Origin of the sequence: Nocardioides dongkuii, assembly GCF_014127485.1 — a bacterium.
In the GTDB taxonomy this organism is placed as follows: Bacteria; Actinomycetota; Actinomycetes; order Propionibacteriales; family Nocardioidaceae; genus Nocardioides; species Nocardioides dongkuii.
Window position 1 is genome coordinate 2,419,379 of the sequence record NZ_CP059903.1, and the last position, 11,659, is coordinate 2,431,037.

Here is an 11,659-nt window from a genome sequence, read left to right on the forward strand (position 1 = left end):
GCCGGGTGTGACCGCGCGGCCGCGGGTCGCCGTACTGGACCGACGGACCTTCCGCTTGACCGACGAAACTCCGTCGGTCAAGCGTCAGATTCACCGGTCGACCGGTGAATCCTCCCCGCCGGCGCGCGGCCGGATCCGGGCCCGACTCAGGCCTTGCGGCCGACGACGTACAGCCGGGAGGTGGTCTCACCGCGCGCGGTGAGGGGACCGCGGTGGTACCACTCGACGTCGACGAGCCCCGCCGCCTCGACGAGCGCCACGACCGCGGCCGGGTCGTGCTGCACGAAGTCGAGCGGCGGCACCTCGGCGTCGAACCAGCTCGTCATCCGCCGCACCCCGGCGCCGGCCTGCACGGCGACCACGAGCCACCCGTCGGTGTCGAGCGGGCGCACCAGGGCGGCGAGCGCGTCGGGGAGCTCGGACTCGGCGAGGTGGATCAGGGAGTACCACGCGAGGACGGCGCGCCAGCCGGTGGCGTTCTCGGGCCGCATCAGCCGCCGCAGGTCGCCGACGTCGTACCGGACCCCGGGGTGCAGCGCCCGGGCCTGCTCGACCATCTCGGGGGTGAGGTCCAGCCCGCGGGCGTCCACGCCCGCCGCGGCGAGGTACGCCGTGACCCGGCCCGGCCCGCAGCCGACCTCGACCACCGGGCCGCCGTCCGCACCCGTGGCGTGGGCGGCCACCCGGTCCAGCAGCCAGCGCTCGAACGGCTGCCCGTCGAGCTCGTCGGCGAACCGCTCGGCGTACGTCGCGGCGACGGCGCCGTACGTGGCCCGCACCCGGTCGTCCCGCGCCGCGGCGCCGTCGGCCAGCGGCGTCTCGCGGTCCACCGCGGACGCGGGGTCCGCGACGGCGGCGCCCACGGGAGCAGGAGCGTCCCCGAGCAGGTGCGCCCACCGCGGGTCGTGCTGGCCGGCCTGTCGCGGCTGCTGGACGACCAGCCCGCGCTCGGCCATCCGGGCCAGGCAGGCCTCGACCTCGGCGCGGTCCGCGAACTCGTGCAGCCGCTCGGTGCGGGTGCGCAGCTCGCCGGGCGCCTGCGGGCCGCGGAGCAGCAGCACGGTCAGCAGCGCCCGCTCGTCCTCCTCGAGCTCCAGCACCTCGGCGAGAGCCTGGTGGTACTTCAGCGTGCGCCGCCCGGTGGCCGACCAGACGATCCGCAGCAGGCCGCGGTCCTTGAGCCGGCGAGCGACCTGCTCGACGGTCTGCTCGTCGTAGTCGGCGACCGGGTCGCGGCTCGAGGTCTGGTTGCAGGCCGTGCGCAGCGCGCCGAGCGTGAGGGGGTACGACGCGGGGACGGTCCGCTGCTTCTCGAGCAGCGCGCCGAGCACGCGCTGCTCCTCGGCGTCCAGCACGGGGAGGTCGGTCACGACCCGAACCCTAGGGCCCCGGCTCGACGTGGTGTGCCGACATACCCTGGGAGGTATCCCCTGCGCGAGACGGTGATCCCGATGCCTCTGAACTCGATCGCCCACCTTGAGGCTCCCTTCACATACCCCCCAGGGTGCTCAGGACGGCCGCCGCGGGGCCGATGACTCGGTCATGCACTCCCCCCTGCGGTCCCCCCGAGCCGCCGTACCCGCTCTCCTGCTCGCCACCCTCGCCGCGACCGTCGGCGTCACCCTCGCCGCGCCGACCCAGGCCGTCGCCGAGAGCGCCGCGTCCGGGGACCGCACGTTCTTCGTCGACCCGGCCCGCGGCTCCGACGACGCCGCGGGGAGCAAGGCCCAGCCCTGGCGCACCCTGGCGAAGGTCGGCTCCGCCGCGCTCCGCCCGGGCGACACCGTCCGGCTGCGCGCCGGCCGCACCCACATCGGCGCCTTGGACCTGCGGGCGTCCGGCACCCGGGGCGCGCCGATCACCGTGACCGACTACGGCCGCGGACGGCGTCCGGCCGTCGCCGGCCAGAACCCCTGCGTCCGGCTCGCCGGCGACTGGGTCGTCGTGTCGCGCGTCGCCGCCCTGCGCTGCGGCGAGGCCGGCTTCGTGGTCGACGGCGACCACGACACCGTCACCGACGCCCGGGCGACCGGCAGCGTCCGGGGCGTCTGGGTCCGCGAGGGCGCCGACCACGCGCTGGTCAGCCACAGCCGGCTCCACGACAACGACCTGATGGCGCCCGGCACCACCGGCGGGGACGACGACCACGGCGCCCAGGGCGTCGACATCAACGGCGACCACGCCCGGGTCACCCGCAACCTGATCACCGGCCACCGCGCCCCGTCGCCCGACTACGGCGAGGACGGCGCGGCCGTCGAGGTCTACCAGGCCGTCGGCACCCGCGTGGACCACAACCGCGCGGTGGACAACCTCGCCTTCACCGAGCTCGGCGGCTCCCGCACGTCCGGCACCCGCTACCTCCGCAACCGCGTCTCCAGCCGCCTCGACGAGGGGACGTTCCTGATGACGCGCGGCGGCGCCCAGGTGTGGGGCCCGGTGAACGGCACCGTCGCCGAGCGCAACCGGGTCCGCCTCACCGGCGCCCACTCCTTCGGCTTCGGCTGCTACGGCGGCTGCACCCCGAGGATCCTCACGCTGCGCGACAACACCATCTCCGCCGGCTGGTACGTCGGGTGGGTCGACGGCACCTTCGACTCGGCGAACAACCGCTACCGCGGCGAGCTCTGGTTCGACCTCGGCCCGGGCGACCGCGCCGGCGGTCGCTGACCGACCGCTCCGAGGAGCCGAGGACCGTGGGAACCTTCCTGGCGGTGTCGGGCGTCTAGTGGGCATGAGTGACCCCCGGCCTCCCGACGAGGACTTCGCCGCCTACATGCGCGCCCGGTGGGGCGACCTGGTGCGGACCCTGGTGTCCCTGGGCTGCGACCCCCACGAGGCCGAGGACGTCGCCCAGACCGCACTGGCCCGGTGCCTGCGGTCGTGGGACCGCGTCCGTGCTGCCGACGACGTCGACGCCTACGTCTACCGGACCCTCCTGAACTGCTGGTCGACCAGCCGACGTCGGCGCTGGTGGGGCGAGCAGCCCACCGACACGCTCCCGGAGCCCGAGCCGCGGCACGGTGGGATCGGCCTGGACACGACGGTCGCCGAGCGCTCCGCCCTGGTGTCCGCGCTGTCCGGGCTCTCCGCCGACCACCGCGCCGTGCTGGTACTCCGGTTCGGCGCCGACCTCACCGAGGCCCAGACCGCCGAGGCACTGGGCGTCGCCGTCGGCACCGTCAAGAGCCGCGTGTCCCGGGCGCTGGCCTCGATCGAGCGCCGCCACCTCAGCGAGGAGTCCCGATGAACGAGCAGCAGGTCGCCGAGCTCTTCCGCACCGAGTGGCCCCGGATCCCGGTCGGCCCCGCCCCGGTCGACGCCGTCGCGGCCCGCGCAGGACGACGTCGCCGCGGCGTCGTCCGTGGGGTCGTCGGTGGGGTCGTCGTGGGGCTCGCCGCCGCCGCCGTCCTCGCGGTCGTCGTCGTCGCCCAGGACGACGACCCGCGGGAGGTCCGGCCGCTGGGCCCCGAGGGTCCGGTCGTCGACAACCCGGTCGACGTCTCCTGGGCCGCCGACGACGTCCTCCACCTCGACCGCACCACGGTCCGCAACGACGCCGCGGACGAGATCGAGGCGTTCATCGCCTCGCACGCCGCGGTGGCCGAGGGCGAGGCGTACGGCGTGGTCTACGTCGACCTCGAGGGCGACGTCGTGCACGCCGACTCCCTCGGCCGCACCCGCCGGATCGGGGAGGCCGCCCCGGAGCGGGGCGTCGTCGCCGGCTCCCTGTCCTCGGGATGGGCGGCGTGGGTCGACCCCTCCGGCGAGACCCCCGAGCTCGTCGTCCACGACACGGTCGAGGACCGCGAGCTGACCCGGCAGCCGCTCCCCGACGAGGCCCCCGCGGACGACGCGTGGGTCACCACCGCCACGGCGACCGCGGTCGACGGCGAGACCGTGTGGGTGCGGACGCCCGGAGGCGACCTGGTCTGGGAGCCCGGCGAGCCGCTGCGGGAGTCGCCGTACGCCGACCGCTGGGTCGTCGGTGCGGCGGACGGCACCATCGTCACCAGGTCCAAGGACCCCGGCGACATGACCCTGGAGTACGGCGACGCGGACGGCCCGGTGACGTCGGTCCCCGGCGGCGGCGCGGCCGCGGTCTCGGCCGACGGGCGCTACGTCCTGTCCCAGCGGCGGGACGGGGTCGGCGACGGCACCGACGACCCGGCGGACTGGCAGGTCCACGACGCCGTCAACGGGGGCAGCGTCCCGCTCGACCTCCCCCGCCTGCCCGCGGGCGACCGGATCGAGCAGGCCGCCTTCGGCGCCGGGTCGGTCCACTTCGTGCTGGCCCGCTACCGGGGCCCGGTGTCTGCCGAGCCCCGGCGCTGGCAGGTCGTCAGCTGCGACCTGGCGGACGGCGTGTGCGAGACAGTCCTCGACCTGGCCGCCGACGAGGTCGGCCTCGACGTGCCACTGCGACTGGCGGACTGACCCGCCCGGCGCTCAGGCGCCGAGCACCAGCCCGCTGGTCGGCACGCCGGTGCCGGCGGTGACCACCAGGTGCTCGACGCCGTCGACCGGGTTGACCGAGGTGCCGCGGACCTGGCGGACCGCCTCGGCGATGCCGTTCATCCCGTGGATGTAGGCCTCGCCGAGCTGGCCACCGTGGGTGTTCAGCGGGAACGCGCCGTCCACCTCGATCCGGCCGTCGGCCACGAAGTCGCGAGCCTCGCCGCGGCCGCAGAACCCGAGCTCCTCGAGCTGCATCAGGACGTACGGCGTGAAGTGGTCGTAGAGGATGCCCATCCGCATGTCCTGCGGCCCGAGGCCGGACTGCCGCCACAGCTCGCGGCCCACGACGCCCATCTCGGGGATGCCGATGTCGTCGCGGTAGTACGACGTCATCACGAACTGGTCGGCGCCGCTCCCCTGCGCCGCCGCCACGACGTACGCCGGGGGCTGGCGCAGGTCGCGCGCCCGCTCGGCGGAGGTGACGACCAGCGCGACCGCCCCGTCCGACTCCTGGCAGCAGTCGAGCAGGTGCAGCGGGTCGGCGATCATCCGCGAGGCCTGGTGGTCCTCGAGCGTGATCGGCTTGCCGTGGAAGAACGCGTGCGGGTTGGTCGCGGCGTGCCGGCGGTCGGCGACCGCGACCCGGCCGAAGTCCTCCGAGGTCACGCCGTACTCGTGCATGTAGCGCCGCGCCTGCATCGCCACGGTGGCCGCGGGCGTGCCGAGGCCCATCGGGTAGGTCCAGGCGTTGTCGAGGCCGTTGGTGTTGACCTGGGTCGCGGCGTCGGTCGAGAACTGGCCGAACCGGTTCCCCGAGCGCTCGTTGAAGCCGCGGTAGCAGACCACGACGTCCGCGACGCCCGTGGCGACCGCCATCGCGGCCTGCTGCACCGTCGCGCACGCCGCGCCGCCGCCGTAGTTGATCCGGCTGAAGAACCGCAGCTCGGCCATCCCGAGCTCGCGCGCGACCGCGATCTCCGAGGAGGTGTCCATCGTGAACGTCGTGAGCCCGTCGACGTCGGCGACGGTCAGGCCGCAGTCGTCGAGCGCGTGCCGCACGGCCTCGACCGAGAGCTGCAGCTCCGAGCGGCCGGACGCCTTGGAGAACTCGGTGGCGCCGATGCCGGCGATCGCCGCGCGGCGCGAGAGGCCGCTCATGCGCGCACCCGGACGGTGCCGATGACGTGGTCGCCCAGCGAGACCGAGCCGATGACCTTGAGCGTGGCGATGCCGTCCTCGACCGACTCGACCTCCCCGCGGAAGGTCAGCGTGTCGTAGGGGTACGCCGGGGCGCCGAGCCGGATCGCGATGCCCGCGACGTCGGTGTCGGCGCCGGCCCAGTCCACGACGTACTTCTCGACCAGCGCGGTCGAGGTCAGGATGTTCACGAAGATGTCCTTGGAGCCCGCGGCCTGCGCGATGTCGCGGTCGTGGTGGACGTCCTGGAAGTCGCGGGTCGCGATCGCGGTGCTCACCACCAGCGTCGGCGTGAGCGGCAGCTCCCAGGCGGGGATGGTGTCGCCGGCGTTCATCGCTGCTCCTCCTCGAGCCGCCACACGGGCAGCGTCAGGTCGTCGTCGACGCGGTGGAAGTCCACCCGCAGCCGGGTCCCGATCTCGATCTCCGGCTGGCCGTCCGGACCGACGGCGTCGGCCACCTCGCCGACCATCCGGACGCCCTCGTCGAGGTCGACGAGCGCGAGCACGATCGGCAGCTCCTTGCCGGGCACCGGCGGGTGCCGGTGCACGACGTAGGAGAAGACGGTGCCGGTGCCGGCGGCCACGACGTACCCCTGGTCGAAGGCACCGCAGCGCGGGCAGGACGGGCCGGGCGGGAAGCGCAGCGCCTCGCAGGACGGGCAGTGCTGGATCCGCAGCTCCCCGGCGGCGGTGCCGTCCCAGAAGAACTGCGAGTCGCGGTTGACCATCGGCCGGACCGTCACGAGACCGCCCCCTTCGGGGCGAACTTCAGGACCCGGAAGAGCATCGTGGCCACGACCTCGTCGCCGACGTACCAGGTGCTGCGGGAGGTGACGAAGTAGCCGACGCCCATCCCGGTGGTCTTCGGCCCGACGACGGAGTCGAGGGCGGTGGTGACCCGGACCTGCTCGCCGACCTGGAGCGTGCGCTCGTAGGTCTGCTCGCAGTTGGTGCCGAGGACGGCGGTGTAGCCGGCGTCGGTCAGCACCCCCATCATCCCGTGCAGCGGGTCGTCGGCGGGCGGCCGGCCGCGCAGGCCGTACATCGTCCAGACCTGCGCCATCGAGGGCGGCGCCTCCCCGGCGGCGAAGCGCGGGTTCTGGTAGTCCATGGCGTCGAGCCAGGCGTTGATCGTCGGCTGGTTCACCGGGTCGCGGGCCTCGCGCTCGGCGGCCTCGCCGAGCGCCTTGATCCGCTCGGCCTCGGCCATGATCTGCTCGTGGCGCACGTCGGTCTCGTTGGTCGGGGCGCTCATCGGGGCACCCGCGGCAGGCCGAGGCCGAACATCGCGATCAGCTCGCGCTGGACCTCCTGGACCCCGCCGCCGAAGGTCAGCACCAGGTTCCGCTTGGCTTGGGCGTCGAGGTAGGCCAGCAGGTGGTCGGTCGCGGGGTCCGCGGGGTCGCCGTACCGGTGCACGAGGCCGACGAGGTCGGCCGCGAGGTGCTGCACCTGGTCGGCGGCGAACACCTTGGAGGACGACGCGTCGCCCACCGAGACCTCGCCGGACGCACCGGCGCGCGCCACCTCCCAGTTGAGGAGCTCGTTGACGCGGAACACCGCGGTCACCCGCCCCATCACCTGGCGCACGTCGGGCCGGTCGAGCACCCCGGCCTTCGCCGCCCACTCCGCGACCCGGTCGCGCAGCCCCTCGATCCGGCCGGCGGGGCCGAGCATCACGCGCTCGTGGTTGAGCTGGGTGGTGATCAGCTTCCAGCCCTGGTTCTCCTCGCCGACCAGCATGTCGGCGGGCACCCGCACGTCGTTGTAGTACGTCGCGTTGACGTGGTGCGCGCCGTCGGCGGTGATGATCGGGGTGAAGGAGTAGCCGGGGTCGGTGGTGTCGACGATGAGGATCGAGATGCCCTTGTGCTTCGGGGCGTCGGGATCGGTGCGGACCGCCAGCCAGACGTAGTCGGCCTGGTGCCCGCCGGTCGTCCAGAGCTTCTGGCCGTTGACGACGTAGTGGTCGCCGTCGCGGCGGGCGCTGGTGCGCAGCGAGGCCAGGTCGGTGCCGGCGTCGGGCTCGCTGTAGCCGATGGCGAAGTGCACGTCGCCCTCGAGGATCCGCTTGAGGAACAGGTCCTTCTGCTTCGGCGTGCCGTAGCGGATCAGGGTCGGGCCGACGGTCTGCAGCGTCACCGCCGGCAGGTGCACGTCGGAGTACTGGGCCTCGTTGGCGAAGATCGTCTGCTCGACCTCGCCGAGCCCGTGGCCGCCGTACTCCTTCGGCCAGCCGACGCCCATCCAGCCGTCGGAGCCCATCTGGCGCACGATCCGCTGGTAGGTCTCGCCGTGGCGGTCCAGGCCCATGTCGCGGTGCTCGTTCTCGTCGGCCATGCCGCCGAAGTACGCGCGGAGCTCGGCCTTGAGGTCGCGCTGGGCCTTGCTGAGCTCGAGGTTCTTGGCCGCCGGGTCCTCGACCGCGACGTCCTCGGCGCGGGTGCCGAGGGCGTGCACGATGTCGGTGACCCAGGAGAAGTAGCGGTGCAGCGGGTAGGTGATGTCGACGCCCATCCCGCCGTGCAGGTGGTGGCAGGTGCGCAGCGCCGCGGGGGCCTCGGTGGTCACCCAGTGCGCCGCGACGGCGAGGTCGTCGGTGGCGTCGATGCCCTGCCCGACCCGCCACGCGGCGTTGGCCGCGGCGAGGTCGAGGGTGCGCGAGGCGATGTAGACGTCGGCGACCTGCATCGCGACCGCCTGGAACTGCGCCAGCACCCGGCCGAACTGCTCGCGGTTGCGGACGTACTCCGCGGTCAGGTCGCGGGCGCCGGTCACCAGGCCGCCGGCCAGCAGCGCCAGGCCGGCGACGGCGTGCTCGCGCAGCACCCGGGCCGCGTCGGCGTCGTCGGGGCCGCCGAGCAGCTCGGCGGGCGCGCCGTCGAGCACGACGGTGTGCTGGGGCTCCTTGGTCGAGGACGTCGAGGGCAGCAGCGTGACGCCGGGGCCGCTGGGGTCGACGAGAGCGACCACGGCCCGGTCGCCGTGGGTGGCGGTCACCAGCAGGCGGGTGGCGTCCTCGGCGTACGAGACCCCGACCTTGCGGCCGGAGACGGTGCCCTGCCCGCCGTCCTCGTCGTACGTCGTGGCGGGGCGCGGCGCGAGGCCGGCGCCCGGCTCGCGGAGCGCGGGGGTCAGGACCACGTCGCCGGTGACGACGCCGGGGAGGAGCTCGGCCTGCTGCCCCTCGGTGCCGGCGGCCGCGACCGTGAGCACGCCGCAGCAGAGGGTCTCCCAGACCGGGAGGTGGACGGCGCGCGCGCCGGTCTCGCGGAGCAGCACGGCGACCTCTTCGAGGCCAAGCCCCTCGCCGCCGTGGGCCTCCGGCACCGGCAGGCCGAGCAGGCCTGCGGCAGCCAGGTCCGACCAGTTCGCCGACCGGTCCAGCGCCTCGCGCACGACCGCGCGGACCGCCTCGACCGCGTCGGCGCGGTCCGGGTCCGCCTGGGTGAAACCGTCCGAGCTCACGCCGTCTCCTCACCTTCCCGCACGTCGGGAACTCCCGAAACTGTAACGTGTTCTACCCTGAACCGGCACAGCCGTCGAGGGGGGAGCACCATGGCACCGATCTCACCGCGCCGCGCCCTGCGCCGCAGCGTCTACCTGCCCTGGGCGCGGATCCCCGCCGGCCGGATGGTCGAGCTGCCGGGCCGCGGCTCGACGTACGTCACCGACACCCCGGGACCCACCCCGGGGGCCCCGACCGTCGTGCTGCTGCACGCGCTGGGCTGCACCGGGCTGCTGACCTGGTACCCGGCCGTGGAGCCGCTGGCCCGCCGCTTCCGGGTGGTGACGCTCGACCAGCGCTGGCACGGGCGCGGCATCCGCAGCGAGGACTTCTCCCTGCGCGACTGCGCGGACGACGTCGCCGCCCTGCTCGACGTCCTGGAGCTGGAGCAGGTGATCGTGGCCGGCTACTCGATGGGCGGGATCGTCGCCCAGCGGGTCTGGCGCCAGCACCCGGACCGGGTCGGCGGACTGGTGCTGGCCGCGACCAGCGACCGCTTCCAGGTGAACGCGGCCGAGCGCGCGTTCTTCGCCGGCATGGGGATCAGCATGCTCGCCACCCGCCAGCTCTCCCGGTCCCGGACCGCGGTGCGCGCGACGCGGTCGGCGGCCCGGGCGCTGGCGCTGGAGCCCCACGACGTCCACGACTGGGCGATGCACGAGTTCCGCAGCACCAGCCCGTGGGCGGTCGGCCAGGCCCTCGCCGCCCTGGGCCGGCACCACTCCCGGCCGTGGCTCGGGCGGATCGACGTCCCGACCGCGGTCGTGGTGACCTCCCGCGACCGCATCATCCCGTCCTCGCGGCAGGTGGCGCTCGCCCGGGCGATCCCGGGCGCGACGACGCACGAGGTCGACGCCGGCCACGCGGCCTGCGTGCTCGCAGCGGAGCGCTTCGTCCCCGCTGCGGTCGAGGCGGTGGTGACCGTGCAGGCGCGCCGGCGGGACCGCCGCCCGAAGGTCTCCTAGGCCTGCCGCTCCTCGGCACGGGCGCGGGCACCGTCGATCGGGGTCGCGCCGCCGTGGGCCGACACCGCCTCCCGCAGCGCCGCCAGCTCCGCGGGGAAGCGCTGCACGAGGTCGTCGACGTCCGGCATCGACTCGCGACAGGCGATGACGCCGACGTGCACGTTCCCGTTGTTCGACATCACCGTGATGTTGACGCCGGCGCCGTGGAAGACCGGGCCGAGCGGGGTCAGCGACTCGATCAGCGCGCCGTTGAAGTACAGCGGCACCGGGGGGCCCGGGACGTTGGAGATCACCAGGTTGTGCACCACGGGGTGCCGCTCGGCCAGCCGGAGGCCGGCGTACGCGCGCACCGCCAGGCCGAACGTGCGGGGCGCGGCGAACTCCGCCCAGTCCTGGAGGGCGTCGGCGCTGATCGCGTCGGCGTGCTCCTTGGCGTTCCTGTTCCGCTCCGCCATCTCGGTGAGCCGGACCAGCGGGTCCTCCTCGTCGGTGCCGAGGGTCGTGAACAGCGCCGAGACCTTGTTCGCGCCGCTGGAGCGGCGCGAGGACTCCCGCACCGAGATCGGGACGGTCGCGAGCAGCGAGTCCTCGGGCAGCTCGTCGCGGTCCTCGAGGTAGCCGCGCAGCGCACCGCCGGCGACGGCCAGCACGACGTCGTTCACCGTGGTCCCGGTGGCGCGCTTGACCGCCTTGATGTCGTCGAGGTCGAGGTCGGCGAGGCCGATCGCGCGGTGCCCGGTGATCGTGCCGTTGAACGAGGTCCGCGGCGCGGTCAGCGGCGCCGCCATCGCGGTGCCGCTCAACGCCCGCTCGACGGTGCGGGTCACCAGGGACACCGACGGCGCGAGCAGCCGCGCCGCCAGCAGCGGCTTGGTGGCGTTGGCGACGACGCCGCGGCCGAGGAGCTCGAGGTGGCTGGGGTGGTGGCCGAAGGTGCCGGCGTCCCCCAGCTTCAGCGGCTCCGCGTCCGGCTCCAGGCTGCACAGGTGGGAGATGAGGTTCGCGCCGGAGATCCCGTCGACGGTCGCGTGGTGCATCTTGGAGAAGATCACCACGTGGTCCTGCTCGTCGCGGCCGCGCCCGTCGTACCCCTCGATCACCCACATCTCCCACAGCGGCCGCGAGCGGTCGAGCGGCAGGCCGGCGAGGTGCCCCGTCAGGTCCATCAGCTCGCGGTAGCCGCCGGGCGCGGGCAGCGCGAGCCGGTGCACGTGCCGCTCGATGTCGAACTGCCGGTCGCGGACCCAGACCGGGTGGTCCAGGCCCAGGGGCACCCGGCGGAGCTTGCGCGTGAACGCCGGGACGTCGCGCACGCGCTCGTCGATCGCGGCCTGCATGCCCGCGAAGCTGTAGCCGCCCGGGATGGTGCTGGGGTCGAGCACGATGACCCCGCAGACGTGCATCAGCTGGGCGGGCGTCTCGAGGTACAGGAAGCTCGCGTCGAGCCCGGAGAGGCGTTCCATGTGTCTACTTTCGCTCAGAACGAGAACATGTTCTTGGTCTCAACGAGCCAGAGCGGCTCGGGTTCCGAC

At 74.2% G+C, this 11,659-nt stretch carries 11 protein-coding genes; 4 read left to right on the plus strand and 7 right to left on the minus strand.

The window, feature by feature from the left end:
• Positions 1-146: 146 nt before the first annotated feature.
• Positions 147-1,370, minus strand: a complete 1,224-nt coding sequence (locus tag H4O22_RS11680; RefSeq protein WP_220451148.1) for a DUF480 domain-containing protein — start codon at positions 1,368-1,370, stop codon at positions 147-149.
• Between the two features lie 172 nt (positions 1,371-1,542).
• On the opposite strand from H4O22_RS11680, the gene H4O22_RS11685 reads away from it, so the two are divergent.
• The 3 genes from H4O22_RS11685 to H4O22_RS11695 all read left to right on the plus strand — a co-directional run bounded on the left by H4O22_RS11685 (position 1,543) and on the right by H4O22_RS11695 (position 4,434).
• Positions 1,543-2,667 (plus strand): right-handed parallel beta-helix repeat-containing protein, encoded by a 1,125-nt coding sequence (locus H4O22_RS11685; protein ID WP_182523581.1) that lies wholly within the window; start codon positions 1,543-1,545, stop codon positions 2,665-2,667.
• 64 nt (positions 2,668-2,731) lie between these two features.
• Positions 2,732-3,247 (plus strand): SigE family RNA polymerase sigma factor, encoded by a 516-nt coding sequence (locus H4O22_RS11690; protein WP_182523582.1) that lies wholly within the window; start codon positions 2,732-2,734, stop codon positions 3,245-3,247.
• Positions 3,244-4,434 (plus strand): hypothetical protein, encoded by a 1,191-nt coding sequence (locus tag H4O22_RS11695; protein WP_182523583.1) that lies wholly within the window; start codon positions 3,244-3,246, stop codon positions 4,432-4,434. The genes H4O22_RS11690 and H4O22_RS11695 overlap by 4 nt, the downstream gene beginning before the upstream one ends.
• 12 nt (positions 4,435-4,446) lie before the next feature.
• Here H4O22_RS11695 and H4O22_RS11700 read toward each other — a convergent pair whose 3' ends face one another.
• The 5 genes from H4O22_RS11700 to H4O22_RS11720 are packed head-to-tail and all read right to left on the minus strand — an operon-like array spanning position 4,447 to position 9,122.
• The gene (locus tag H4O22_RS11700; RefSeq protein ID WP_182523584.1) at positions 4,447-5,613 is read right to left on the minus strand and encodes a lipid-transfer protein; all 1,167 of its coding nucleotides are present in this window, start codon (positions 5,611-5,613) and stop codon (positions 4,447-4,449) included.
• Complete coding sequence (locus tag H4O22_RS11705; protein ID WP_182523585.1) at positions 5,610-5,987, minus strand: MaoC family dehydratase; 378 nt, start codon at positions 5,985-5,987, stop codon at positions 5,610-5,612. Before H4O22_RS11705 ends, H4O22_RS11700 begins: the two co-directional genes overlap by 4 nt.
• Positions 5,984-6,397 carry a Zn-ribbon domain-containing OB-fold protein gene (locus tag H4O22_RS11710; protein WP_244962936.1) on the minus strand — a complete coding sequence of 138 codons (414 nt, stop codon included), beginning with the start codon at positions 6,395-6,397 and terminating at the stop codon, positions 5,984-5,986. The genes H4O22_RS11705 and H4O22_RS11710 overlap by 4 nt, the downstream gene beginning before the upstream one ends.
• Entirely contained in the window at positions 6,394-6,909 is a 516-nt protein-coding gene (locus tag H4O22_RS11715; protein ID WP_182523586.1) for an FAS1-like dehydratase domain-containing protein, read from the minus strand. Before H4O22_RS11715 ends, H4O22_RS11710 begins: the two co-directional genes overlap by 4 nt.
• Positions 6,906-9,122, minus strand: coding sequence for an acyl-CoA dehydrogenase family protein (locus H4O22_RS11720; RefSeq protein WP_182523587.1), 2,217 nt, complete (start codon positions 9,120-9,122; stop codon positions 6,906-6,908). Before H4O22_RS11720 ends, H4O22_RS11715 begins: the two co-directional genes overlap by 4 nt.
• Positions 9,123-9,212: 90 nt before the next feature.
• Here H4O22_RS11720 and H4O22_RS11725 point away from each other — a divergent pair, with 90 nt between their 5' ends.
• A complete protein-coding gene (locus H4O22_RS11725; protein ID WP_182523588.1) occupies positions 9,213-10,127 on the plus strand; it encodes an alpha/beta fold hydrolase in 915 nt (304 codons plus the stop codon).
• Here H4O22_RS11725 and H4O22_RS11730 read toward each other — a convergent pair.
• Positions 10,124-11,590: a WS/DGAT/MGAT family O-acyltransferase gene (locus tag H4O22_RS11730; protein ID WP_182523589.1), complete on the minus strand. Its 1,467-nt coding sequence runs from the start codon at positions 11,588-11,590 to the stop codon at positions 10,124-10,126. The two genes, H4O22_RS11725 and H4O22_RS11730, sit on opposite strands and share 4 nt — an antisense overlap.
• Positions 11,591-11,659 lie beyond the last annotated feature (69 nt).